Source organism: Hufsiella arboris, assembly GCF_009834875.1.
In the GTDB taxonomy this organism is placed as follows: Bacteria; Bacteroidota; Bacteroidia; order Sphingobacteriales; family Sphingobacteriaceae; genus Hufsiella_A; species Hufsiella_A arboris.
On record NZ_WVHT01000010.1, the window covers coordinates 100,671 to 126,326 of the forward strand.

Here is a 25,656-nt window from a genome sequence, read left to right on the forward strand (position 1 = left end):
GCTTACAGGCGTGAAAATGTTAAAATAACTAAGGCAAGATTGACAATCGTCAGCAGAGGCTGAACAATGGTATTGATGTTCTGTACTTTCGAATTTAAGGCCGCCGACTTGGTAGGCTGTATATAAACGATATCGTCATTTTGCAAAACCAGTTTCTTGCTGGCCAGGCTGTTGATATCGTTCAGGTTCACGTAAATAATTTCAGGGTTGGCACGGTCGCCGCGTATGATCTTTACCGTCTTCGGGTCGGCAGTGGCGCTGATTCCGCCGGCTTCGCCGATAATGTCTATTAAAGTAGTATTGTCTTTAGTTAAAAGGTAGTTTCCCTGTTTGCTGAACTCGCCCAGCAGGGTTACTTTAAGGTTGACTACAGTTAGCTGGATGATAGGATTTTTTAATAGCTTTTTCTCATAGAGGTCCTGAATCTTCATGGTCGCCTGCCTGCGGCTGAGTCCGGCTACTTCAACTTTTCCGATCGCCGGTAAATTAACGCTTCCGTCCTGTTCAACGGGATAAGTGACTGAGTTGGAGTTATTGCCAGGAGTAGCACTCGCTGTAGTGGTAGCAGCTCCTGTACTTCCGAATTCCTGGTTCTGCAGGTTTTGGATTGCAAGCAGGTCATTGGCTTTTATTTTATACCAGCTGTCGCTTTCTCCGTGATCGTTAACTACATAAACATGTTTAATGGTATCCGTGACGAGGTCACTGGGCGCGGTGAAAAGCGCCTGTTTTTTCCTGACAGCACAGGAACTGAGAAAAACTGTGATAATGCTGAATAATAATAATGTCGTCTTAACCTTTAACCGAACCATCTAAATACAAAAATTCCCCCCGCTAAGATGCTTAAAATTTTAAAATTAAGTGTTTAAAAATTTAATTTCTTGGAGCGGAACAAAAATCAAACCTTATTCGGATGCACTCTTTTAATTACGGGAATTGTGTAGAACTGTGAATTATTTTCTCAAATTGATTAGAAGTTTCCCCTTTCGATAAAAGCTCTTTAGCGATAAAATTTAAGACGACTATGTTGATTTGCCTTAATCAGTTTGTTAACTGATTTTTGCGAAATATTTCCACGATGGCATAAAAAATGCAGGAAGTGGGCGAGCTTATGAAAAGATTTCTATCGGTATTCATTCTTTTCTTTTTAGTATTGCTGAGTGAAAAAGGGTTTTCGCAAACCCCTCCTCCCGCACCTGATGGCTACGTTTATTATGCAAGTTTTGTCGATGGAAATCCTTGCGATGGGACAGGAACTGGATGTACCTATTATACATATCGCAAAAGAGTGGGAGCTAGTTGGTCATACATGGACATTGTAGCTGATTGTCCTCCTTCTGGTTATCATAATACTAATGCCGATGCCGATGGAACTCCTACTGGACCCGCAAATTTTGAACCTTGTCCTGAAACAAGTGTTCCTCTTGACAATTATATCTACATCCTGGTTGTAATTGCTGCTGGCTTTGGTTTTTATAAACTAAAACGCATTATCTAAGATATTTAACTAAACTTGTCATAGTTAACCTGCTGGGTGCCCGGCAGGTTTTTTTATGCCCTGCGTTTTCGTCACTGCGAGGCACAAAGCAGTCCCCCTTATCGCACATCATCCTTCCAATTCATCACGGCGAGGCAAGAAGCAGTCTCCAAGCTCACCGCACGTCACGGCGTAAGCGTGGAAAGGAGAGGTCTCAAACAAATAAGCGCCATTCGAATGATCAACGTTCCGCTTTAGCATTTAGCAAAATCTATCCAGCGTTTGAGGGCGGTTAGGTGGGTGATCATTTTCAAGCCAAACGTTAAATCTACCCGTTCGTCTTGCTGAACTTGATTCAGCATCTTATCATGCCGGAAGGCATACAGTCGCAACCCAATTACGCGATTATGTTTGTCATCCTGAGGAACGAAGGATCCACACTTAAGACTTAACAGTATATTCCGTTGCGTGAGGACACGCACCGGGGAATTGTGATGACTTTCTTTACGTTCGTCCTGCTGAACTTAATTCAGCATCTTAATATTCTAATTCGAAGACTACACGGTAATAAATCTACTTGGTTCGGAAAGTCTGCCTGTCCCGTTGCATCGTTCTGATCCTGGTGTAGCGGCAAGCGATGTCAGGTACTCACCATTTTCCATTTCCTATTCCCCTCACTTAAACTCCGACGTCGTATGGAAACTCACCTCCGGGAAATCCTGTTTCGCCAGGTTGATCACCCAGTCATTCTCCGCAAGGAAAACGGTATTTCCTTCTTTATCATAAGCGATATTTGAGGCCCTGCGACGCTCCATGTCGGTCAGTTGGTTTTTATTCGTCGACGTGACCCAGCTTGATTTCCGGTAGTTAAGCATGCGGAAGGCCGCCTTCGCGCCGTATTCATGCTCGAGGCGGAAACTGATTACCTCGAATTGCAGTTCGCCAACAGCACCGACAAGCTTCCGGTTACCCGGCTGCTGGATGAATAACTGCGCAACCCCTTCTTCGGTTAATTGTTGTATCCCTTTCTCCAGCTGTTTGGTCTTGAACGGATCGCGGTTTTCCAGTTCCTTAAAGATCTCCGGTGAGAAACTGGGAATACCTTTGAACTGCAGTTGTTCGCCCTCAGTAAGTGTATCGCCGATCTTGAAGTTACCGCTGTCGTAGAGGCCGACCACGTCGCCGGGATATGCGGTTTCAACCAGGCTTTTCTCATTCGCCATAAAGTCCATCGGGTTGGCGAATTTTAGCTTTTTCTTTAACCGGGTATGGTAATAAAAAGTGTTTCTCTCGAATTTGCCTGAACATATACGCAAAAAGGCGATACGGTCACGGTGATTCGGGTCGAGGTTCGCGTGGATCTTAAATACAAAGCCTGTGAACTTCGAATCGCTGGCTTTTACGTCACGTTCCTCAGCTTCCCGGCTTTTTGGACTTGGAGCAATGTCGATGAAAGTGTCGAGCAGTTCTCGTACACCGAAATTATTGATAGCACTTCCGAAGAAGACCGGCGCGAGCAGGCCCTCGAGATAGAGCTCTTTGTCGACGTCTCCGTAAATTCCTTCAACCAGCTCCAGGTCGTTTTTTAATTGCTTGATATCTGATTCTTTCAGGTGCTCCGCAATTGCCTCGTCATCCAGGTTGTTCACTTTGACGATCGACTCGGCAACTTTGGTTTTGCTGGCTTCGAACAGGTTCAGCTCTTTATGATAACGGTTATAAACCCCCTTGAATGTGTAGCCTTGCCCGATCGGCCATGAAAGAGGGCAGAGGCTGATGCTCAGTTTATTCTCTATTTCGTCGAGCAGGTCGAAGGCGTCTTTACCTTCGCGGTCCATTTTATTGATAAAAATGATCACCGGTGTGTTCCGCATCCGGCAAACCTGCATGAGCTTTTCGGTCTGTTCCTCAACTCCCTTAACGCTGTCCACAACAAGGATAACACTATCGACAGCCGAGAGCGTCCGGTAAGTATCTTCCGCGAAATCCTTGTGGCCCGGCGTATCCAGGATGTTTATGCGTTTTCCGCGATACTCGAATCCCATCACGGAAGTCGCGACCGAAATTCCACGCTGCTTCTCAATTTCCATAAAATCGGAAGTGGTGTTCTGATTGGCTTTGTTGCGCTTAATGGCTCCCGCCGTGTTAATCGCACCACCAAACAACAGGAACTTTTCGGTTAAAGTCGTTTTACCTGCATCCGGGTGACTGATAATAGCAAAGGTTTTCCGTTTTTCAATTTCGGGACTGAGATCCATATAAAAATAAAATGCGTGATCGTTAAAGGAATTGAAGGGCTTTCCTTTTACCCGAAGCGAGTCTGCCGGAGTAAACTTTTGTAGATAAAAATGTATCTGCCCTCATGGGCGGCAAAGATAAGATAAATTTTATCCTTTGTAAATGAATTGCTTAATCCTGATAGGAAGATGACCAGTACTAACCGCTAAATCTGCGAATACCTTGTCGGCACCAGGAACGTTCGCGTTATCTTACGGATGATCTTCGCGTCTGTATAATCAGGCAGGGCGCTGATACGTTTCCAGTCTGGATCTTTGCCAAATTTACCCCAGCTTTCATCGTGGTCTTTCATGTCGTCAAATACCAGCATATAGGTGAGGTTGGGCAATTTGTTCCCGATCAGCGTTTCGCCAAAGAACACGGGCGTCAGGCCGGTTCGTTTGAAGATATCAATTTCGCCCATGTCGTTAAACATACTGATCTTTTTCTTCCCGGCGCTTTCTGTGGGGCTTTCGTAGCAGCGTAACTCAAATATGCGATCCTTTTTCTCAGGTACAACAATTTGGGAGAAACCGGTAAACGATTTAAGGAAAGAGCTTTCGAAATGATCGTAAGCAGTGGCTTGTGCCGAAGCTTCCAGGTAAGGCGCTGCCGCGTGCAGGTATTGCTTATCGGCCTTAAGTTTTTGTGTTGCGCCAATAAACTCTTCCATACTCTTATAAGGAATAATCACATAAATTTTCGTCTGTCCTTCAGGCTGTTGTTCTGTGAAAACACCGATTGTCTTACTTCCTAACCTGTTCAGTGCCGGGATCGCCGCTTTCTCCAAATAATCTTCAGTAAGTTTTTGCTGGTCCGTGTTCTTAAATGTATAAACTCTGAGCTCATAGAATTCCCCGTTTTGCTTAGGTGTACTGCTTGGTCTGGCAATAGCACAACTAAAACCGGCTAAAAGAAACGTTAGAATAATGGATTGAAAGAAGCGTCTTGATTTCATTATGAATTGTTTGCTATAGGTACTGGCTACCGTTAAAGATAGCAGTTACAGTTCAAGCTGCAAACACTTGCAAGCTTTTTAAATAAATGAAGAGTTAGGTTTTCGTTGAATCGGAGGCTATAACTGTAATTGAGTTTAACGATGGTATAAACCACCCATCTTCAGTTTGCCTGGTAAGTGCCAAAAATCAGGAAACAGCTTTGCTTTTTAGCCCCGATAGCTACGGTTACCCCGGAATGAAGTGTTGGGGCAAAAAATGTCACGCTGAGGCGCTCGAAGCGTGGCATTTTTTGTATGAATTAAGAAAATTACTATTCTTCGACGGCCTCAGGCTGACCGTATTTGCTTAACTAATGATATTGGAATAACGCCTTTTGAATATGCCTGCGGAGTATAAGCAGGAGCAAACGTTAATCCTTAAAAAGACACTGCGCTCCAAAAAGAAATACCTCATCATTAGCAAGGACACCAATAATGAGGCAAATGTCATTATTTCCTCAAATAGATTTCCTCAACACCATCAGAAGCTATCGCACCAATATAGATCGTTAATTTCTTTTTTTCTACGTTAAGGAGATAAGACGGCATGTAAGAATCGTCGTCAAACGTTATTTTATATTCGGCGACATCATTATTAACCGACAAGTTAACTTTTTCTACCTTATAAGTGCTTTTTTGAACAAGTTTATCGCCGTAATATTTTTCAAAATAATTATCTGAAATCTTGACAATATTTCCCTGGCCGGCGGGAATATCCGGTGAGGCTCCCTTCACCTGGAGGCCGTTTACCTGGCGTAGTTCCCATGTTCCGGTTAAGCTGGAAGAACTCTCTTCCTTTTTACATGCGGACAAAGCAAAAAATAAAACTGTTGAAAGTAAAATAAATCTCATAGTATGTAATTAGTTATATTTTAAAAGTAGTAAAAGTATAACGTTCAGACAATTTTTAATCAATTTTTCTAAAAACAGCGAGCTCTTCTTTCGCTGAGTCATACAGATACAACCGGTTATTTTCGATCTTATAAGTTCTGGAAATTGTTAAGGTATTTTTAAACCTGCTTTCTAAGTCACCCGGGCAGGCCATCATGGTGCCGATCATCCTTGTAAACAAGATTCCGTTAGCTTCATTTACAATAGTTCCGCCGATGCCATTGCACCCGCTGTTTCCACCGAACTCGCTTTTGTCAATGTGAATTTCCAGGCCGGGACGGTTTCGCGAGTATTCATTTTCAAGCACCTGTTTTCCCTGGATCGTTTCAATCGTCCAGATATCATTAAGCCGGTAGTCCGGTATAAATGTTCCGCAGCCGCTCAGTGTAAGGAATTCGCGCTCAGTTTTCTTTTTTACCTGTACGGTCACCTTGAAAGGGGATTTTTCGCCCGACATGGCGTTGACACAACTGTCACGGCTAACAGTAAATATCATTTCATCACGATCAGACTGAACATGGTAACGGCGGATATCCGCATCCATCGCCCGTTCCGGTTGTTTAAATAGAAAAAGCAATGAGTCCTTTCCCAGCTGCTTAAGTTTGACCGACTCCTCACGAATAATTTCAAGTGACCAGAACGGCTCTGTTCCTGAGGCCAGGAATGTGACTCCTTCAGCCTGTTTCTTCATAAAGAATGCCTGTTTATTTACCGGTTCGCCGGCTTCTTTATTTTGTGACGAGTCTATGCTGGTGTTGAAGGCTTTTCCTACTTTTCCTTTGCTAGCGCAGGAAACCAGGATTACAGATAAGAAAATAAAGTACCAGGATTTCATTGTGATTAGTTTTACAATAAACCCCTGCCCGTGATTTTGGTTTCATTAGCTTATGCCGGTCTGAAACTAACGCCTGTACAGCCTGCCTGCTATGGCAGATATCAGCGGGTAACGGGAATAAACGCAAATTCTCACACGAAATTTCGCTGAAAAATAATGTTTAATTTTTGGTGCAGACACCCGAGCTGTTCGGAAGATATTAGTTATTCACTAAAAAGGCAAAACCAGTGTCATATCGTATCTGCAGAATTTGGAGCGATTTAGTTAAACCCAATCTTCCGAACATCTTTGAAGAAGACACTTACAATAATTTTAAAGTCGGATTCCCCTCAAAAACTCTTCAATGCCCATTCGTTTTTTGCCTTCCATCTGTACTTCCAGTACACATATAAAGCCATCATTGCAGGCAAACTTCAGATGGTTCTTTCCATCACTTAGAAATCCTCCCGGCAAAATTCCAGGCTCTTTAACTTCCATTTCCGCCTTAAATATTTTAAAGTTCTTTTCCTGGAACGTTGTATAAGCGGTAGGATAAGGGCTTAATCCCCGGATCTGGTCGTAAACCTTTTTTACGGGGTTCATCCAGCTGATCTCGCAATCCTCTTTAAAAATTTTGGGCGCATGTTTCAGCTCACCCTCGATGTACTCGGATTGGGGAGTTTCTTCATAATCTCCATCGGCGATAGCCTGCACGGTTTTAACGAGCAGGGCCGACCCTGTATTCATCAGCTTGTCGTGGACAGTCCCTGCAGTATCGTTATCTTCAATGGCAACGGTTTCTGCCAGCAGGATGTCGCCGGTATCGATTTCGTGCTTCAGCAAAAAAGTTGTTACGCCGGTTTCGGTCTCTCCGTTGATCACCGACCAGTTTATAGGAGCGGCACCCCTGTATTGCGGCAGCAATGATGCATGAAGATTAACGGTTCCTTTCGGCGGCATGTTCCAGACAACTTCCGGCAGCATGCGGAAAGCAACCACGACCTGCAACTCTGCATTAAGCGACTGCAGCTCACTGATAAAATCCGGATCCTTTAATTTAACGGGCTGCAGGATTTTCAGGCTGTTCTCAATAGCGTATATCTTAACAGCCGACTCGTTCATCTTTTGCCCGCGGCCTGCAGGTTTGTCCGGCGCCGTAACGACAGCTGCAATATCAAATCCGGCTTTAACTAAGGCGTCTAAAGAAGCGACGGCAAATTCGGGCGTACCCATGAATATTACTTTCATATACTTAAAGGCTACTAACTACTATCTACTAATTACTGATAAAGCAAATACTTCTTTCTCATTAGTTTATACCGCGACAAGCCCGGCTCCCAGCTTTCCCTGATCTGCGCTTCGGTTTTACCGGCAATGATCTGTTCTTTAAAATCTTTGGTTCCGGCAAGCTTATCAATATTTCCCATCTGGTTGCTCTGTTTGTAATCAAAGAATTTCTCTTTATACGGATAAGCCTTATAGAAATCAATCATCCACTGAATGTTGATCTTACCGCTTTTATAAATATTGTTAAGATTATATTTCCGGTAGTCGATACCATAGCAAGCTTTATCCTGGTGCAGCGGTGTTTCGCTCATGCCCGGCAAACTTACGGGGGTAAAGCTGAATTTATATTTTCCTTTTAGTTCCGGGTTTCCCAACACGGTAAACGGGAACTGCGTGCCGCGTCCCTGGCTGATAACGGTTCCCTCAAACAAACATAAGGTTGGATAAAGAATGATTGATTGCTGTGAATTAAGGTTAGGTGAGGGTTTTACTGGTAAAGTATAGTGCATATTATGCGCATAGTTGGCGACCTTTATCACCCTGATTTTACACTGAGCCTTATTTGTCAGCCATCCTTCTCCGTTTAGCATTTGCGCGAATTCTCCGATCGTTAGCCCGTGCGTAATCGGTATCGGGAACTGCCCGATTCCTGACTTCAGCGACATGTCAAGTATTGGTCCGTCGACACTGAAACCATTTGGATTGGGCCGGTCAAAAATGATCAGTTCTTTGTTGTTTTCGGCGCAAGCTTCCATAACCCGCGCCAGGGTATTGATGTAAGTATAGAAACGGGCACCAACATCCTGAACATCAAAGATCATCAGATCAACATCGGCAAGTTCTTCTTTTGTCGGTTTTTCATGTTTCCCGTAAAGCGATATAACCGGGATCCCGGTTTTTTCATCAACACTGTTATCAACTTTAGCGCCGTTACTGGCATTTCCGCGAAAACCATGCTCCGGACCGAAAATCTTAACGACAGAAACACCAAGGGCAACCAGGCTGTCGACACTTGGCTTACTGCCTATGATCGAAGTTGGGTTCACAACCATGCCGATTTTTTTTCCTTTTAATAGTGGAAGATAGCTTGCTGTCTGGTCCGCGCCGGTAATGATCTTTCCTTTAATAGCGGGCTTGTCTATCGCGTTAACGTTTACTTTACGCGGGTCGGGGACACCTGTACCCAAAACGACCTGCGCGTTTAATGATTTGAAACTAAGCGCGGTAAGAAGAAGGACGCCGATTTTTTTCATGCCAAAATGTATTGTTCGCTTATTCGGTTATATTTGCTAAAGTACAAAAATACCGTTCAGCTTGAATCTGCCTTCATTTATTGCCGGTCGAATAACGTTTAAAAGCCAGCGTTCGTTCTCAAAACTCAGTGTCCGCATTGCCATATTGGGCATCATGCTGGGATTAGGCGTAATGATCATATCCGTAGCCATTGTTAAAGGCTTTAAGGGTGAGATCACATCTAAAATTCGCGGGTTTGCCGGAGATATCATCATTAATAAATTTGATCTAAACACCTCGCAGGAGAACAGCAAGATTCATTTAACAGCCGATACACTTCAAAATTTACAGCATTTACGGGGAGTTGAATTGGTGCAGCCCTATGCCAGTAAGCCGGGTATTATCAATGTGAATAACGAAGTAGAAGGGGTGGTATTGAAAGGCGTCGACAAGAATTATAACTGGCAGTATTTCAAAAGTATCATGGTCAACGGCCGGGCAATTAATTTCTCCGATCCCGAAAAATCAAAGCAGGAAATACTTATCTCACAATACACCGCTAACCGGCTTAAGCTTAAAACCGGCGACGATTTCCTGATGTATTTCGTGCAGCAGCCCTTACGGAAACGAAAGTTTACCATTGTCGGCATTTATGATCTGGGAGTAGAAGATGTGGACCGTATGTACGTGATCGGCGATCTATCGCTTATCCAGCGTCTTAATAACTGGCAAGACAACGAAGTTGGCGGGTATGAGATCCGGATACATGATTTTAACAAGCTTGAAAAAGTGTCTGCCAGCGTGGCTGATAACCTTCCGTTTAATATTAAATCGTACCCGGTAACCGAATATTACCCAACGATCTTTCAATGGCTTTCCCTTCTCGATGTGAATACCCAGGTGATCCTGGTATTAATGCTTGCTGTGGCAGTTATCAATATGATTTCAGCGCTGCTCATTATTATTCTCGAACGAACCAATATGATCGGTATTTTAAAAGCGCTCGGGTCCTCTAACTGGAAAATACGGCAGATATTTCTGTATAACGCCGCTTACCTGATAAGCCTGGGAATGATCCTTGGCAATGCGCTGGGGCTTGGATTTTGTCTCCTTCAGGCGAAGACTCACCTATTTAAACTGGATGAAGCTTCGTATTACATGAACTTTGTTCCCGTTGAACTGGATCTTACCGACGTGCTGCTTTTAAATATCGGTACGCTGATTTTCTGTATGCTCGCGCTATTGCTTCCATCCGTACTGGTAAGCCGGATATCGCCGGTTAAGGCGATTGCGTTTAAGTAGGATAAATTACGTCGATTTATCAAATTTCCCAATAAGTACAAATTTTACACAAACTGTTTCCTGGTCATCTGCTATTTGACATTACTGTTAAATTTGATTGTAATTATCTGTTAAACTTTTACTTATGAAAAAAATATTATCACTTCTTGTGGTCTGCGCTATGATCGCAGCTGCTTGTAAAAAAGATTCAGGTAAACTAGAAAATAAGCCGGACGAAACAGCGACCGTTAAAAAATTTCCGGTGTCATTTAAATTGTCTGGTTTCACGTCTGATGTTGGGACGTTTCCTGCACAAGGAGTAAGAAAGGGGCAGACTGTTTCAGACTTAAGTGATGATATCAAGTATCTTTATTGCTATGTATCAAAGGATAACGATTCCTTAAAATTGTTTAATATGGTCAAACAATCATATTCTTCAGATCCGGATAATTTTGGGCTTTTACTGGATACTCTACCTGCAGGCAAATATCAGGTATATTTAATAGGTTCAAACCGCTCAGATGTAGATGTAGCGTTTATAGAAGGTGAGGACCCTTATTTGCGGCCGGGCGTTTATTTAGATTTTACCAAAAGACCCGTTACCGAAGATATGGGAGATAACTTTTATAAAAAAATTTATTTAACTGTTAACGAGGCTGCAGTCACCAATGTAACACTTAATCGGTTCGTTGGGAAGGTGAACGTTAAAGCTTTGGATGCAATTCCTGAAGGTGTTTCTAAAGTAAAAGTTAATTTCAGCACGAATGAGTATTCATATAATTTAAACTCAGGCAAAGGGGTAAATTATCCTGGTGGTAGCCAGCCTGTTCGAACTATTGAATACATTATCAAACCCGAGGACGTCGGTAAAAAAGATCTGACCTTGAGTTTTTATTATTGGGACGGTGGCGGAATTGAACTTTATACATACAATTCCGCGGGTGATGAAATTGAGGAAAAATTTGTAAGTACCGGCTTTAAGCTGGCGAAGAACAGTATTGTGACATTTTCAGGAAAGTTTTTTTCAATTGACCAGGCATTTAACATAAATGTAAACAACCAATGGGGACCGGAAACAAACCAGGGATTTGAATATCCTTAAAAAACAGTATTGGAATATTAGGACAATAGTTTTTATCCTATAAACTTTGCTTAAATTAATCTCTACTCGGCGACTGCTACTGCTTAGTCTCCGTACATTGACATCTGAAATGCTTTTGCCATCATCTATGCTTGTTAGTAACATCTAGCCGGTAAAGGCCATTGCGTTTATCAGGCAGGAAAGTATGTTGATTTATCAAATTTCTCAATAAGTACAAATTTTACACAGACTGTTTCCTGATCATTTACTTTTTGACATTTACTGTTAAATTTAATTGTAACTATCTGTTAAACTTTTACTTATGAAAAAAATACTATCACTTCTTGTAGTCTGTGTTATGATCGCAGCTGCTTGTAAAAAAGATTCAGGTAAACTAGAAAATAAGCCGGACGGAACAGCGACCGGTCAAAAATTTCCGGTGTCATTTAAGGTGTCGGAATTTTCATCAAACGTAAGCCCATTTCCGGCCCAAGGCAATCATAAAGGGCAAAAAGTGTCCGGCCTGAGTGACCAAATCAAATACCTTTATTATTACGTAGCGAAGGAGAGTGATTCATTGACCATGCTTAAAAGCATTAAGCAGGTTTATTCTACAAACCCGGATTCTCCCGATAATTACGACTTTGGTTTTTTACAGGATACGCTGCCTGCAGGCAAATACCAGATTTATATAATAGGGTCCAACAGGCCTGATGCAGACGTTTATTTTATCAAAGAAGAACAAATCTACACACCGCCGGGAGTTTACCTGGATTTTACAAACTGGGATGAAACCAATGATATTGGAGACAACTTTTATAAAAAGTTGCATTTGACGGTTACTCAGGCTTCTCCAAATGAAGTTAAGCTGGATCGCCTTGTTGGAAAAGTTAATGTTAAGGCGTTAGACGCAATTCCCCAGGGTATTTCAAAAGTGAAAGTCTGCTTTGGCACCGGAAGCTTTCTGTTCGATCTTGGTTCCGGTAACGGGATTTATCATTCTGGTTCAATACCATTTAGAACAATTGAATATTTGATAAAACCCGAAGATATAGGTAAAAAAGATCTGACCCTAAGTACTTATTTCTGGGAAGCCGGTGTTTCTGTAAATCTTTACATCTACAATGCAGCGGGCGAAGAAATTGATCATAAATTCGTAAGCAACGGTGTCAGTCTCAAGAAAAATACTATGGTAACATTTTCAGGAAAGTTTTTCTCTCTGGGTCAGGGGTTTCGTGTAACTTTAAATGACCAATGGGGGCCGGAAACAAACCAGGGTTTTGAATATCCCTGATTAACTATAGTCCTTTAGCTTCGTTCCAGAAAACATCCATCTCAGCGAGCGTCATATCTTTGAGACTTTTCCCAAGCTGGCCGGCTTTGCTTTCGAGATATTGGAATCGTTTGATGAATTTTTTATTTGTTTTTTCGAGTGCGTCTTCCGGATTGATGTTAACAAAGCGAGCATAGTTGATTAAAGAGAACAGGAGGTCGCCGAACTCGCCTTCCGCTTTTTCTTTATCAATGTCTTTATCATCTGTAACATTAAACTCATCTCTGAATTCACGCATTTCTTCTTCAACCTTTTCCCAAACCTGGCTTTTTTCCTCCCAGTCGAAACCTACGCCCCGGGCTTTTTCCTGTATGCGGGAAGCCTTTACTAATGCCGGTAGTGAGCCTGGTACGCCTTCCAGCACCGACCGGTTTCCTTCCTTTAGTTTCAGTTGCTCCCAGTTTCGTTTAACATCGGTTTCATCGGCAACTTCTACGTCACCGTAAATATGTGGATGCCTGTGGACAAGCTTATCGCAGATGCCGTTTAATACGTCTATAATAGTAAATTCGCCGGTTTCAGAAGCAATCCTCGCGTAAAAGACGAGGTGCAGCATAATGTCGCCGATCTCTTTTTTAACCTCCTGCAGATCACCTTCCAGGATGGAGTCGGAAAGTTCATAAGTTTCTTCTATGGTGAGATGCCTTAAGCTTTCCATGGTTTGCTTTTTATCCCATGGGCATTGCTCGCGCAAAGTATTCATGATTGTAAGCAGTCGCTCAAAAGCGGATGCAGGAGTATAAGCGGTTTCTGGAGCAATGTTTTGCGGCATGGTGAGAATATTTGCTGTAAAAATACAAAATGAGAATTGTCAGAGAGATCCTGATTGGTATTCTTCATAGCTTAACTCAAAACGAGTTTCGCCGTTAGGATGTAATCCGGTTTGGATCCAGCCTTTTTTGTGATAAAACAACTCGGCGCGTGTGCCCGGTGCCGTGCTAAGCCAGATAGTTTCGGTTGTTTCGCCGAAGTACCAGTTGAGCATCATGCTGAGAAGTTTCGATCCGATGCCTGACTTTTCATAATTAGGGTGGACGAAAAGCGCCCAAACACTATGACCCTCAAGGTCGGCGATTGAAAAACCGACAATCTTTTTATCGATTTCGCATACCCAGCCCTTTCCTCGGCGACTTATGTAGTCGGCAACGTCGCTATCAGGTACCACAGACGGATCGGACAGTTGGTTTTCCTTCACGCTGTTCCTTACGATCTGCATTCCTGCAATGTCAGCAGGCTCGGATTCTCTGAATAATTGCCGCATAAACTCTTAATGCTTACAATTGGTAAGCTTTTAATTCGTTCCTGATAACGAAAACGGAACGTCTGACGCCTTAATGCCACGCTGTTTATTAGGTTGAGACGACATGCCGAAATCAAGTGTTATACCTTTCATAATTCCTGAATGGCTGATCCAGCTCGGGGAATAAACTGCATTGTTAACTTTTAGTTGACTAACATAGCGGTTCGCTTCCGAATTTTGTGCCGCCTGTATGTTAAGCGTTTTACCATTTTCGAGTTTGATAGTTACGTTTTTAAATAGCGGCGCTCCCAGAACATATTGATCTGAGGCCGGCGTTACAGGATAAAATCCCAAGGCCGAAAATACATACCATGCCGATGTTTGTCCATTATCTTCATCGCCGCAATATCCGTCGGGTGTAGCTTTGTACAAACGGTTGATCGCCTCGCGTACCCAATACTGGGTTTTCCAGGGCTGGTTAGCGTAATTGTACAAATAGATCATGTGCTGGATCGGCTGATTCCCATGAGCGTACTGGCCCATATTGGCAATTTGCATTTCCCGGATCTCATGGATAACGCTGCCGTAATAGCTATCATCAAACACAGGCGGAAGCAAGAAAACAGAATCAAGTTTATTGGCGAATTTCTCTTTTCCACCCATCAGGTTAACCAAACCTTGTATATCATGAAACACGCTCCATGTATAATGCCAGCTGTTTCCTTCGGTGAACGCGTCGCCCCACTTAAATGGATTGAACGGCGACTGGAAACTTCCGTCCTTATTTTTTCCGCGCATCAGGCCGGTAGAGGGATCGAACAGGTTTTTATAGTTCATCGCCCGCTTTTTATAAATACCAATTTCCGACTCGGGCTTGCCCAAGGCTTTCCCTAATTCATAGATCGCGAAATCATCATAGGCATATTCAAGCGTTCTTGCTGCATTTTCGTTGATCTTTACATCGTACGGTACGTAACCTAATGAATTATAATACTCGACACCTTTTCTTCCGACAGCCTCAAGCGGGCCCTCATTATTTGCATCCTTGATCAGAGCTTTGTAAAGTGTTTCTATATCGTAACCTCTTAATCCCTTTAAGTAAGCCTCAGCGGCAACGGACGCGGAGTTATTACCAACCATCACATCCCGGTAACCAGGACTTGACCATTCCGGCAGCCAGCCACCTTCTTTATAATCGTTGATAAGTCCTTCCTGCATTTCTTTGCAAATTGACGGAAACAGCAAGTTCAGCAGCGGATATTCCGCACGAAACGTATCCCAAAAGCCAGTTCCGGCAAACAGGTAACCGGCTTCTGTTTTTCCGTTATATGGACTGTAATGCACGATTTTTCCATTGTTGTTTATTTCATAATGCTTTTGCGGAAACAACATTGTGCGGTACAGGCATGAGTAAAACGTTTGAATCTGTTCAGGTGAACCGCCGTTTACGCTGATGCGGCTCAGTTGTTTATTCCAGACCGCCTTAGCTTTTGTTTTGACTGTTTCGAATGAATCATTGCCAATTTCTTTCAGATTCTGTTCGGCCTGTTCAACACTGATAAATGAAGATGCGACCCTGGCGGTAACTTTTTCATTGATGCTTGTTTTAAATCCAACTACAGCTCCCGCGTGCTGGTCGGTTAGTTCTGTTTTACCTGTCAGCTTATAATCTTTGTCCCACACATCCTGGTAAGTAAATGGCTTACTGAACTGGATAACGAAATAGTTTTTAAAATCTTTGGAAACACCGCCGCTGTTACGGGTTGTGTAGCCAATGATCTTATTTTCAGACGGAATAATTTTAACGTATGACCCTTTGTCGAAAGCATCGATTATCACGTACGAGCTGTCACTTTTCGGGAAAGTGAACTGAAAACTCGCAGCCCTTTCGGTTGGTGCGATTTCCGTGGTAATGTTGTGATCTGCGAGGTAGACTTTGTAATAGTAGGGATTTGACGTCTCAGCTTTATGTGAAAACCAGCTTGCGCGCTCCTTTTCTTTCAATTGTAACTTGCCGGTGATTGGCATCAGGGAAAACTGACCGTAATCGTTCATCCATGGAGAGGGTTGATGAGTCTGTTTGAAACCCACAATCTTATCCGCATCGTAAGTGTATGCCCATCCATTTCCCATATTCCCGGTTTGGGGTGTCCAGAAATTCATCCCCCAGGGCAATCCTATTGCCGGATATGTATTGCCGTTCGATAAATCGGGTTTTGACTGGGTTCCCATTAGCGGGTTAATCAGATCTACGGGGCTGCTTGTTTGCGCAACAGCCGCAGAAATCAGAAATAGGAGGGGTACAAAGGATAGTTTCTTCATGATAAAATGAATAAGATCAGCGAATATAGTGATGTGAATGTAATTTAAAATGACAAAAGGTAAATACATCGCTTTGAAACAAAAGGGTTACTCCGCTTATTAATAAAGCATGAAAATTACTTATCTACTCGTAATTTGTTTGATGTTAACAGCGTTATCATCAGTTGCGCAAAGTGACTCGACTAAAAAAAAAGCATTTCTTTACACTTCTAATGGCATCGGGTTTAGTTTCCCTGTTGGTGGAAGCGATGTATTGAAACCTAAGTTTTCAACCAGTTTGGGATTGAATATTAATCTTGGAAAAAAAGGTTGGTTCTTATATCCGAAATTAAACCTGCAAGTTTTTAGGTATGACCAGCAGATTAGTGAGCCAGGTTATAACTACGCAATTCAGAAGGGAAGGGCGACAACTTATCTGGTAAACGTTGCGGCCGGGTATCGATTGTCTCAAGATAAGTTTACTTTTTATCCTTTTCTTGGAGCGGGAGGCGGAATGATCATCGCACCAAGAATACGGGTAGATGCGAATAACCAGGCGATCCTTGAATCGGTTACTATCTGGACACCCGGTTTTGAAGGTGGGTTCGGCGCTGAGTATGCTATCGGGCAAATAAAGCTTTTTGCAGAAGGCAGTTATCAAACCGGCACCAAGAAAATTGAAGACAAACGATTCAGCGCTGTGCCGGTCTTCGTAGGTATCAAATCAAATATCAGCGGGATTTTTGCAAAAAAATAGTAGCTGCGTTAGCGTTTTACATGCTTCTCATAATGGGCGATCCATTCATCCGGAGTTATTTTTGTACAAAGTTCACCTAACAAAGCAACAGGAATTTCTGCGGGCTTTTTAAACCGGATGCAACATTTACCTATATCGGGCTTTTTACCTGTAAGTATCGTGTACTGTTCAGTCAACCAGTTTAACAAATCGTTGTCGTAAAATCCCGAATAGTAAAATGAAATGTAGTTTTTCTGCGATGCGAGCGATATAAAAGGTAGTGGATCTTTTGGATTACAATGATAGCCCGGCGGATAGATTTTATGAGGCACAACATAACACAGCATCCCGTAATTCATTATTTCCTCAAAACCGGCTGGCAGGTTTTTTATAATCACCTCGCGAATGGCAGCGATCACCTCTTTTCGGTCGGCAGGTAATTCCGATATATACTCTACGGCTGAATTGGCTTTTGATTGCATGGTTATTCGGTTAATTGAAGTCTTCTGCCAAAAAAATCAGTATACGCTTTTGCTGCTCTTAAAACTGCTTTTTTCTTTAACTGGCTAAGTTTATCAAGATAAGGAAGTTTCATCGATATTACTTTTCCATTGTCATTTTGCTTCCACCAGCCGCCCATTAAACCATCAATAACAATTATATGAAAAAAAGTAGAGGTTGCCGGATGGTTGTCCACTGTCGAATTGCTGGATAACACACTCCTGTCTTTGTAGCTAATGCCGTATTCATCGTAGTCGGGCAGCAAAAAAGTACGTTTCGTCAAGGATGAAGACACTATTTCGTTGGAGCTAAAAACATAACTTTTCCCCTCAATCGTTTCCGTGATAAATGTTTTATCAAGACTTGCAATACCTTTTTTGCAGTCAGTTATGCTTAACCCGCTCCACCATGAAAGATCATGTACCGTGGCCGGGCCGCGACTGCTAAAATACCGGCGGCACAGTTGAAATAGCGCTTCATCATTCGTCAGCGGCGGTGCCGACGGCGCACGTTCGTCGGTCAACGCGTAGGTGAATTGCTTGCCTCGTCTGGGGCCGCTGCAGATCAGATTTTGCAGCTCAGCATTCATTACGATGTAGGCCAATCTCATTCCATCCGTAACGTTCGTAATGGTGCTTAGTTTCTCTTTTAGTTCGTTGCGTGTTCGATACCGTCTGTTTTCAAGATTCCGGATAAGCAGGTCATTGCAACTATTTAATATTTTGCTATCCAGTTCCGTTTTTCGATACATAAACGCGTTAAATGCCTGAACACGCGGGGCGGTTAAGGCGACAAGCCACCTGATGTCTTCCGGAGTAACAAAATGCCAGGTGGGCCTCATCAGGTGTGTCCGCAGAATTTTACCTTCATTAAAAGCTTGCTCAACGAGATTGTCAGTCGAGTCCGGAAGGCGCAAGCCAATAGCCCATTTCGCCATTGCATATTCCTGGGACTGCATCGCCAGCATCCACGAAACAATTTCCTCTGGTTTTTTAAAAGCGGTGGAGCTTATCTGCTGGTTTTGCAGTCGCAAAGAAATAAGATCTTTTACAGTATTCATCTTTTTTTCGAAGCCTTCGCGATCAGGTTAAATTCGAGGGCAAGGCCGACCCAGTAATCAAGTTCTTTAGCCGATTGAATTTGTTCCTTTTCCACGTATACGAAATCTTTCATAGGTCTCTCGCCCATGGTCATCTGTTTTACGCCCATGCGCCCGGCCATTTCAGCGACCCGCTTAGCACCGATACGGCATAAAAGATCATCGCGGCTGATGCAAACGCACATTTTATCGTTTACCATAAAACAAATTCCGCCGAACATGTTCTTTTCGGTTACGTCTTCGACGCGGCTGGCGAGGCCTTCCCTCACCCGGGCGGCTAGTTGTTCATTATATGGCATGGTGAGCTTTTAAAATCAAATATATTTTATTAACCAAAGCTGGGCGGCATTGCTTTCAATTTGATCATTTTTCTTAAGTCGGCGATGCATTGTTGTATTTTAGCGCTATGAATTACCGATCATTTAAGGATGTAAAAGTGGCCGAAGTCGGCTTGGGTACCTGGCAACTCGGCAGTGCCGATTGGGGCATTGTTGATGAAGATTATGCTTTCAAAATATTAAACGCCTACTTAGAAGCCGGCGGAAATTTCATTGATACAGCCGACGTTTACGGCATGGGTGTAAGTGAAAGTATCATCGGTAAATTTTTAAAAACCATACCCGGCAAAGAAATATATGTGGCGAGCAAACTGGGCCGTAGGCATGATTCACCGAATGGCTGGCCGCAAAATTTCACTTATGAATCCATGAAGAAGCATGTACAGGATTCACTTAAACACCTGCAGCTCGATCAGTTATTTTTAATTCAGTTACATTGCATCCCAACTGAAGAGCTTCGTAAAGCGGAAGTTTTTGAGCATTTGCGCAGGTTGCAGTCCGAAGGCTTGATCAGGTATTGGGGTGCGAGTGTTGAAACTTCTGAGGAAGCGTTAATTTGTCTCGAACAAACGGGCATCGCGTCCTTACAAATTATTTTTAATTTGTTTCGTCAGCATATCGCGGATGAAGTGTTTCAGAAGGCAGCAGAAAATGAAATCGCGCTGATAGCAAGGGTCCCATTGGCGAGCGGACTGCTAGCAGGAAAGTTTGGCAGCCAAACAGTTTTTTCAGAAAATGATCACCGGAATTATAACGCAAATGGTGAGCAATTTAATGTTGGAGAAACGTTTTCGGGGATTGAATTTAACAAGGGCGTTGAATTAGCCGGCAAGATTAAACAAATTATGCCTGAAGGAAACCTGGCAGAATTGTCACTTCGGTGGATTCTCGATCATCCGCAAATAACAACTGTCATTCCCGGAGCAAGTAAATTATCGCAGGTTCAGCATAACGTAAGGGCGTCAGAGTTACAGCCGTTAAATAACAACACTCATATAGCTTTGAGAGAGCTGTATGATAAGGAAATTTTTAGTTTGATAAGGGGCGCTTTTTAACCGAAGTTTATGCCGTAATAATTAAATTTAAGGCGAATAATTTTACTATGAATATACTAAATGCATCTATAATCGACCTTCTACAGCTGGCAAAAGATAAAAAACAGGAATACCTAAGTGCCGAACCCTTTCCGAACATTGTGTTTGAAAATTTTTTTGATCCACAAATCTTAAACCAGGTTGCCCAGGACTTCCCCGATCTTTCAAAAAAAAGTGATGTTATAAGCTACGATAATCATAACGAAAAAAAATTCGAAGCAAAAGGTGAGAAACATTTTAGCGATACGACAAAGCTTCTGGTTCATTATTTAAACTCCCAGCCGTTTCTGGAATTTTTACAGGAACTCACCGGTATTAACGAAACCCTATTGCCTGACCCTTATCTTACAGGTGGCGGTTACCATGAAATTAAGCCAGGAGGATTATTAAAGGTTCACGCCGACTTTAATAAACATGAGTTTACTAAACTTGACCGCAGGATCAATCTCCTGGTGTACCTGAATCATGACTGGGAAGAGGCTTATGGAGGACATTTCGAGCTATGGGATAAAAATATGACGAAAGCATACAAGAAGATCTTACCTGTTTTTAACCGGGTAGCGATATTTTCCACGACGGATTTTTCATTTCATGGCCATCCGGATCCGCTAACATGCCCTGCTGACCGAAGCCGGAGATCTTTGGCGTTATATTATTATAGTAACGGCCGACCAAAAAGCGAAATAGATAAAAAGCCGCATTCAACGTTATTCGTAGATCGGGCGGGAATAAAAAACGATACCGTGAAAGAACCAATAACATTGAAAAGTGTATTGTCCGATTTGACACCGCCGGTAATAACAAGACTAGCAAAACGGATTATTAAATAATGCATTTTTTTTAATTAACTAAGCAAGTTTCGGGTTCATCCGGTTTGCGCTGCCGCCTAATTTTGAGTATAATTTAAATCGGATGGAAACGCAGGAAAAAACAGATTACAGACGAATTGCACAGGCAATCGACTACTTGAAATCTAATTTCAGGGAACAGCCGGAACTGGACGAAATAGCTGAAAAAGTCCATTTAAGTCCCTTTCATTTTCAGCGCATGTTTACTGAATGGGCTGGTATAAGTCCGAAGAAATTTGTTCAATACCTGAGCTTAGAATATGCCAAAAGCATTCTGAAGGAGAAACAGGCCACCTTGTTTGACGCCGCATTTGAAACAGGGCTATCAGGAACCAGCCGTCTTCACGACCTGTTCATTAATATCGAGGGAATGACACCGGGCGAGTACAAAAATGGCGGCGAACAGCTGTCGATTAATTACAGTTTTGCTGAAAGCCCGTTTGGAACGTTGCTCGTCGCTTCAACCGCTAAAGGGATTTGCTATATGGCTTTTGCTGAAGATGAATTACATGCATCTGATGACTTGAGGAAGCGGTTTCCTAATGCCAGGTATCAACAGCTGTTCGACAAGAAACAGGAAAATGCGCTTAACATTTTTAGCCGCGACTGGACAAAAATTGATGATATCAAGCTCCATTTGAAGGGAACACCGTTCCAGTTAAAAGTTTGGGAAACACTGCTGAAAGTGCCGATGGGAGGCTTAGTAACTTATTCTACTCTTGCCGGAAACATACAGAATCCTAATGCATGCCGGGCAGTGGGTTCGGCAGTGGGTGATAATCCCGTCGCGTTCCTGATTCCATGCCACAGGGTGATCAGGTCAGACGGAGCCCTCGGCGGATATCACTGGGGAACTAACCGAAAAACAGCAATGATCGGTTGGGAAGCGGCACGGGTTAATTTTCAATAATGCAAGATGGATAATATAATTGAACGGCTGGAAACGGTCGACTGGCAGCTTGTGTGCAGTCAGCTCAATGACAAGGGTTATTCGCAGATAAAAGGACTTGTAACACCACACGATTGTGATGTTCTCAGGAATCAATATGGAGATCAGCAGTTATTCCGTAAAACGATTACAATGGAGCGCTACCGTTTCGGCAAGGGCGAGTACAGGTATTATAATTATCCGCTGCCCGAGCTTATTCATCTGATACGGGAAAATGTATATGAAAAGCTGGCGCCTGCTGCAAATAGCTGGATGAACGTTCTTCATATCGATCGGCAATATCCGGCTTCACTTAGTGATTTGCAAAGCCTTTGCAGAGCGCACAATCAACATGAACCGACGGTTCTAATACTTAATTATAAGCAGGGCGGATTTAATACTTTGCACCAGGACTTGTACGGCGACATTTTCTTTCCCTTTCAGCTCGTGCTTTTTTTAAATGAACCAGGTACAGATTATGAAGGCGGCGAATTTGTCCTTACAGAACAGGTTCCCAGGGCGCAGTCAAAAGCCATCGTTTTGCGGCCAGGGAAGGGTGATGCATTGATCTTTACAACCAATTTCCGGCCTGTTAAAGGTAATCACGGATTTTACAGGGCGAATATGAAACATGGAGTTAGTGAAGTTTTAAATGGAAACAGGTATTCCCTGGGGATCATTTTTCATGATGCTGTAACATGATAGAGCATATTGCACTGGGAATAGCCAAACTTGAAAGGGCAAGAAACCTCAAAGTGATGATGGACAACGGCGAAGTAACTTTCGCCGGCAATCGAAACCTGAAAATATTTGGCGGGCTGAAATGCGATTCCGGCAAGCGGATGAAAGTAAAAAACCGGGTATTCTTTCGCAATAAAGAAGAAGCATTAAGCCTTGGTTACCGGCCATGCGGACATTGTTTAAAGTCAGAATACATTCTTTGGAAAAAGAACCGGGAAGATTAGGCGAGGCTTCTCCATAAATAGAAAACAAGGTAACTTTCCCAGCCTTTATACCGGTCGAAAAATTCCTTTATCTTTTCGAGCTCAGTTCGGTTAGCTATAACACCATGAGTAGTTAAGGCGTTCAGCAGTCCAACATCACCGTGAGGGATGCATGACCGCTCTTTAAGCGACTTCATCAGCGCGTAGTTAGCCGTCCATATACCGATTCCACGAATGTTCAGAAGTGTTTTTTGTCGTTCGGCAAGTGATGGTAATGATTTTATGACCTCTTTGTTCAAATCGCCGTTCGAAAATCTTTTTGCCAGTTCAATAATATACTCGGCCTTTTTCCCTGAAAACTGCATGCCTTTAAACTCATCAACGGTCGCCAGTTCCAAAACTTGCGGAAGCGGAAAAGTATAATAAACAGAATCTTCGCATGTTATTGTTCCGCCATATTTCTCTACCAGCCTGCGTTTTAGCTTGTAAGCGAATGACAGGTTTATTTGCTGCCCGATAATACTCCAGCAAAGTGCTTCAAATAAATCGGGGATAGCAATAAGCCGAAGACCGCGGAACCTTTCAGGCATGTATCGGAATGTTTCATCGCTGGCTAATAGATCATAAAATGGCTGTATATCGTGTGAGAGGTCAAACCACTCAGTAATATATTCCTTAATTGCCTGAACACTTTCCCCGTCATCCGGTCCCGCTAATATTTCGACTAAAAGTTCTTGTTGTTTTTCGCTGATCCTTAATAAGAATTGACTTTGATCTATTACAACCACCTTCGAAATCTCCCTGTTACCAATTTTATGCAGGCAGTCGTCATAGTTCCTGTCGAGGAACCAAAGGCACTCATCAAAACTGAAAGAATCCGGGAGTGGAATAACAATGATTTTAGCGGTATGCATTTCCAAAAATAGCCATAAAGTACCCGCCGGATAATACACTTTTTGCTACATTCTTAAAACAGTAAAATGCACCGGTTGTAAAGTGTATATGAAGCGATATTACGTAGAATCATCGGCCTTAAAAACTCTGGGTTATGATGAAAAGCGAAAAATACTTGAGGTCGAATTTAGAGAGGAGGGAGCAGTATGGCAATATCTGAACGTTTCTAAAGCTGACTATAAACGCCTGCTTCAGGCAGAGTCGAAGGGGAATTACTTTGTTACAAGGATCAAAGGAAAACACGCCGAACAACGAATAGGATAGTTGCTGCCGGCTAACCGTTTCGTTAAAATACGCTACCGGCCATTATCGCCTGTAGCGTATTTATAAAATTTAGTTACACCCTGTTGTATTCAAATTAGCTTTTAACATAGGCCTTAACTTCCTGCCGTGCTTCTCCCAAATGTTCAATTCCGAGTTCTACTACGTCTCCAGCCTTTAAATAAACCGGCGGGTTAAAGCCAAGTCCTACGCCGGCTGGTGTTCCGGTTGAAATGATATCCCCCGGTAATAAAGTCATAAACTGAGAGACGTAAGAAACCAGGAATGGAATTTTAAATATCAAGTTTGCAGTGGTTCCGTCCTGCATTCTTTTTCCGTTAACATCCAGCCATAATCTGAGGTTGTTAAGGTCGGGAATTTCATCAGGTGTTACCAGGTAAGGCCCTACCGGCGCAAAAGTGTCGCAGCCTTTACCCTTGTCCCAGGTACCGTTGCGCTCCATCTGAAAAGCGCGTTCTGATACATCGTTATGAAGCACATAACCTGCAATGAAACTGCTTGCCTCTTCTTCCGTTACGTAGCTTGCCTTTTTATTGATAACCACGGCGAGTTCAACTTCCCAATCAGTTTTTTCAGAGTTTTTGGGTATGATGATCTCATCATATGGTCCTGTAAGTGCCGTAGTACTTTTCATGAAGATCACCGGTTCAGACGGTATCTGGGCATTCGTCTCTTTGGCATGGTCGGCATAATTTAAGCCTATGCAAACAATTTTTGAAGGCCGTGCTACAGGCGATCCTAAGCGATCTTCCTCACCGATCTTTGTAAGCTCACCTTTATTTTGCGTGATAAACTCCGCAAGTTTCTGGAGGCCGTCTTCTTCAAAAAAAGATTCGTTATAGTCATTGCCAATGGCCGAAACGTCATATTTTATTCCATCCAGTACAATTCCCGGCTTTTCCCGGCCTGGTTTTCCGTAACGTATTAATTTCATTTGATTTAGTTATTAAGTTTAACAAAGCCACCATCAATATGATAATCACAGCCTGTTATAAATGACGCCTCGTCTGAACAAAGATATAGCATCAGGGTCGCGATTTCTTCAGTTGTTCCCATTCGGCCAATAGGTTGTGAGGCAGACAGTTTTTCAAACATTTCTTTTTCCTGTCCGGGATAATTTTTGGCGATAAAACCATCTACGAAAGGAGTGTGGACCCTTGCCGGACATATACAATTACACCGGATATTACTGCTGAGGTAGTCGCGGGCCACAGATAAGGTCATTGCCTGGACAGCACCTTTGCTCATCGAATACGCAAAGCGATCAGTAATTCCGACAACCGCGGCTATTGATGAAAGATTTAAAATGACACCGCCATTGTTTTTTATCATCATTGGCAAAACGACGTGTAACAGGTTGTACGCCCCTTTCACATTAATATTATAAACGCGATCGAAGTCTGCTTCATCAGTTGTGTGAGCCTTGCCTACATGAGCAATCCCTGCGTTGTTGATCAGGATGTCGATCTTTTCAAACTGCTCAACCAGCGTTTTAACCTGCTGCTGGTCACTTACATCGCAAACATGAACAGATGCCTTTCCTCCGGACGAATTAATTTCCCCGGCAACATTTCCGGCGTTTTCCGGGTTTAAATCAAGGATTAGGACTTCGGCGCCCTGCTTAGCAAATAATGTCGCGGCAGATTTGCCTATTCCGCTTCCTCCTCCTGTAATGAGCGCTGTTTTTCCTGTAAGATTGAACATTTTCGGACGGATAATT

General features: G+C 42.9%; 27 protein-coding genes. 11 read left to right on the top strand and 16 right to left on the bottom strand.

Features of this window, described 5'->3' with window-relative positions; translation table 11 throughout:
- Positions 1-2 precede the first annotated feature (2 nt).
- Positions 3-812, bottom strand: a complete 810-nt coding sequence (locus GS399_RS17835) for a polysaccharide biosynthesis/export family protein (RefSeq protein ID WP_160846016.1) — start codon at positions 810-812, stop codon at positions 3-5.
- Positions 813-1,111: 299 nt separating this feature from the next.
- On the opposite strand from GS399_RS17835, the gene GS399_RS17840 reads away from it, so the two are divergent.
- Complete coding sequence (locus tag GS399_RS17840) at positions 1,112-1,498, top strand: hypothetical protein (RefSeq protein ID WP_160846017.1); 387 nt, start codon at positions 1,112-1,114, stop codon at positions 1,496-1,498.
- Between the two features lie 653 nt (positions 1,499-2,151).
- On the opposite strand, the gene GS399_RS17845 is transcribed toward GS399_RS17840, so the two are convergent.
- The 6 genes from GS399_RS17845 to GS399_RS17870 form a co-directional block, all read right to left on the bottom strand.
- Entirely contained in the window at positions 2,152-3,735 is a 1,584-nt protein-coding gene (locus GS399_RS17845) for a peptide chain release factor 3 (protein ID WP_160846018.1), read from the bottom strand.
- 185 nt (positions 3,736-3,920) lie between these two features.
- Complete coding sequence (locus tag GS399_RS17850; RefSeq protein WP_160846019.1) at positions 3,921-4,712, bottom strand: NIPSNAP family protein; 792 nt, start codon at positions 4,710-4,712, stop codon at positions 3,921-3,923.
- A gap of 489 nt (positions 4,713-5,201) precedes the next feature.
- A complete protein-coding gene (locus GS399_RS17855) occupies positions 5,202-5,603 on the bottom strand; it encodes a hypothetical protein (RefSeq protein ID WP_160846020.1) in 402 nt (133 codons plus the stop codon).
- Positions 5,604-5,658: 55 nt separating this feature from the next.
- Positions 5,659-6,477 (bottom strand): META domain-containing protein, encoded by an 819-nt coding sequence (locus GS399_RS17860; protein ID WP_160846021.1) that lies wholly within the window; start codon positions 6,475-6,477, stop codon positions 5,659-5,661.
- Positions 6,478-6,789: 312 nt separating this feature from the next.
- Entirely contained in the window at positions 6,790-7,704 is a 915-nt protein-coding gene (gene fmt, locus GS399_RS17865; protein ID WP_160846022.1) for a methionyl-tRNA formyltransferase, read from the bottom strand.
- A 32-nt stretch (positions 7,705-7,736) separates the two neighbouring features.
- Positions 7,737-8,996: an exo-beta-N-acetylmuramidase NamZ family protein gene (locus GS399_RS17870; protein ID WP_160846023.1), complete on the bottom strand. Its 1,260-nt coding sequence runs from the start codon at positions 8,994-8,996 to the stop codon at positions 7,737-7,739.
- Positions 8,997-9,057: 61 nt separating this feature from the next.
- Here GS399_RS17870 and GS399_RS17875 point away from each other — a divergent pair, with 61 nt between their 5' ends.
- The 3 genes from GS399_RS17875 (at position 9,058) to GS399_RS17885 (ending at position 12,632) form a co-directional block, all read left to right on the top strand.
- Entirely contained in the window at positions 9,058-10,278 is a 1,221-nt protein-coding gene (locus GS399_RS17875) for an ABC transporter permease (protein ID WP_160846024.1), read from the top strand.
- Positions 10,279-10,402: 124 nt separating this feature from the next.
- Positions 10,403-11,359, top strand: a complete 957-nt coding sequence (locus GS399_RS17880) for a hypothetical protein (RefSeq protein WP_160846025.1) — start codon at positions 10,403-10,405, stop codon at positions 11,357-11,359.
- Between the two features lie 301 nt (positions 11,360-11,660).
- Positions 11,661-12,632 (top strand): hypothetical protein, encoded by a 972-nt coding sequence (locus GS399_RS17885; protein ID WP_160846026.1) that lies wholly within the window; start codon positions 11,661-11,663, stop codon positions 12,630-12,632.
- Between the two features lie 4 nt (positions 12,633-12,636).
- On the opposite strand, the gene mazG is transcribed toward GS399_RS17885, so the two are convergent.
- The 3 genes from mazG to GS399_RS17900 are packed head-to-tail and all read right to left on the bottom strand — an operon-like array spanning position 12,637 to position 16,233.
- On the bottom strand, positions 12,637-13,443 hold the full coding sequence (gene mazG, locus GS399_RS17890; protein WP_160846027.1) for a nucleoside triphosphate pyrophosphohydrolase: 807 nt from the start codon (positions 13,441-13,443) through the stop codon (positions 12,637-12,639).
- Positions 13,444-13,482: 39 nt separating this feature from the next.
- The gene (locus GS399_RS17895; protein WP_160846028.1) at positions 13,483-13,932 is read right to left on the bottom strand and encodes a GNAT family N-acetyltransferase; all 450 of its coding nucleotides are present in this window, start codon (positions 13,930-13,932) and stop codon (positions 13,483-13,485) included.
- Positions 13,933-13,962: 30 nt separating this feature from the next.
- Positions 13,963-16,233 carry a GH92 family glycosyl hydrolase gene (locus GS399_RS17900; RefSeq protein WP_160846029.1) on the bottom strand — a complete coding sequence of 757 codons (2,271 nt, stop codon included), beginning with the start codon at positions 16,231-16,233 and terminating at the stop codon, positions 13,963-13,965.
- 109 nt (positions 16,234-16,342) lie between these two features.
- On the opposite strand from GS399_RS17900, the gene GS399_RS17905 reads away from it, so the two are divergent.
- Positions 16,343-16,969 (top strand): outer membrane beta-barrel protein, encoded by a 627-nt coding sequence (locus tag GS399_RS17905; protein WP_160846030.1) that lies wholly within the window; start codon positions 16,343-16,345, stop codon positions 16,967-16,969.
- A gap of 8 nt (positions 16,970-16,977) precedes the next feature.
- On the opposite strand, the gene GS399_RS17910 is transcribed toward GS399_RS17905, so the two are convergent.
- The 3 genes from GS399_RS17910 to GS399_RS17920 are packed head-to-tail and all read right to left on the bottom strand — an operon-like array spanning position 16,978 to position 18,847.
- Positions 16,978-17,430: a DUF1801 domain-containing protein gene (locus GS399_RS17910; protein ID WP_160846031.1), complete on the bottom strand. Its 453-nt coding sequence runs from the start codon at positions 17,428-17,430 to the stop codon at positions 16,978-16,980.
- Between the two features lie 2 nt (positions 17,431-17,432).
- Positions 17,433-18,509, bottom strand: a complete 1,077-nt coding sequence (locus GS399_RS17915) for a winged helix DNA-binding domain-containing protein (protein ID WP_160846032.1) — start codon at positions 18,507-18,509, stop codon at positions 17,433-17,435.
- Positions 18,506-18,847: a TfoX/Sxy family protein gene (locus GS399_RS17920; RefSeq protein ID WP_160846033.1), complete on the bottom strand. Its 342-nt coding sequence runs from the start codon at positions 18,845-18,847 to the stop codon at positions 18,506-18,508. The genes GS399_RS17915 and GS399_RS17920 overlap by 4 nt, the downstream gene beginning before the upstream one ends.
- Before the next feature lie 107 nt (positions 18,848-18,954).
- On the opposite strand from GS399_RS17920, the gene GS399_RS17925 reads away from it, so the two are divergent.
- The 5 genes from GS399_RS17925 (at position 18,955) to GS399_RS17945 (ending at position 22,721) form a co-directional block, all read left to right on the top strand.
- A complete protein-coding gene (locus tag GS399_RS17925) occupies positions 18,955-19,941 on the top strand; it encodes an aldo/keto reductase (protein ID WP_160846034.1) in 987 nt (328 codons plus the stop codon).
- Positions 19,942-19,988: 47 nt separating this feature from the next.
- On the top strand, positions 19,989-20,810 hold the full coding sequence (locus GS399_RS17930) for a 2OG-Fe(II) oxygenase (RefSeq protein ID WP_160846035.1): 822 nt from the start codon (positions 19,989-19,991) through the stop codon (positions 20,808-20,810).
- Between the two features lie 82 nt (positions 20,811-20,892).
- Positions 20,893-21,738 carry a bifunctional helix-turn-helix domain-containing protein/methylated-DNA--[protein]-cysteine S-methyltransferase gene (locus GS399_RS17935; RefSeq protein WP_160846036.1) on the top strand — a complete coding sequence of 282 codons (846 nt, stop codon included), beginning with the start codon at positions 20,893-20,895 and terminating at the stop codon, positions 21,736-21,738.
- Between the two features lie 6 nt (positions 21,739-21,744).
- Positions 21,745-22,458, top strand: a complete 714-nt coding sequence (locus GS399_RS17940; RefSeq protein WP_160846037.1) for a 2OG-Fe(II) oxygenase — start codon at positions 21,745-21,747, stop codon at positions 22,456-22,458.
- Entirely contained in the window at positions 22,455-22,721 is a 267-nt protein-coding gene (locus GS399_RS17945) for an Ada metal-binding domain-containing protein (RefSeq protein ID WP_160846038.1), read from the top strand. The genes GS399_RS17940 and GS399_RS17945 overlap by 4 nt, the downstream gene beginning before the upstream one ends.
- Here the strand turns inward: GS399_RS17945 and GS399_RS17950 are convergent.
- Complete coding sequence (locus GS399_RS17950) at positions 22,718-23,614, bottom strand: DNA-3-methyladenine glycosylase family protein (RefSeq protein ID WP_160846039.1); 897 nt, start codon at positions 23,612-23,614, stop codon at positions 22,718-22,720. The two genes, GS399_RS17945 and GS399_RS17950, sit on opposite strands and share 4 nt — an antisense overlap.
- Positions 23,615-23,702: 88 nt before the next feature.
- Between GS399_RS17950 and GS399_RS17955 the strand changes: the two genes are divergently transcribed.
- Positions 23,703-23,918: a KTSC domain-containing protein gene (locus tag GS399_RS17955; RefSeq protein ID WP_160846040.1), complete on the top strand. Its 216-nt coding sequence runs from the start codon at positions 23,703-23,705 to the stop codon at positions 23,916-23,918.
- Between the two features lie 94 nt (positions 23,919-24,012).
- Here the strand turns inward: GS399_RS17955 and GS399_RS17960 are convergent, their stop codons facing one another.
- The gene (locus GS399_RS17960) at positions 24,013-24,870 is read right to left on the bottom strand and encodes a fumarylacetoacetate hydrolase family protein (RefSeq protein ID WP_160846041.1); all 858 of its coding nucleotides are present in this window, start codon (positions 24,868-24,870) and stop codon (positions 24,013-24,015) included.
- A gap of 5 nt (positions 24,871-24,875) precedes the next feature.
- The gene (locus tag GS399_RS17965) at positions 24,876-25,640 is read right to left on the bottom strand and encodes an SDR family NAD(P)-dependent oxidoreductase (protein WP_160846042.1); all 765 of its coding nucleotides are present in this window, start codon (positions 25,638-25,640) and stop codon (positions 24,876-24,878) included.
- Positions 25,641-25,656: the final 16 nt, after the last annotated feature.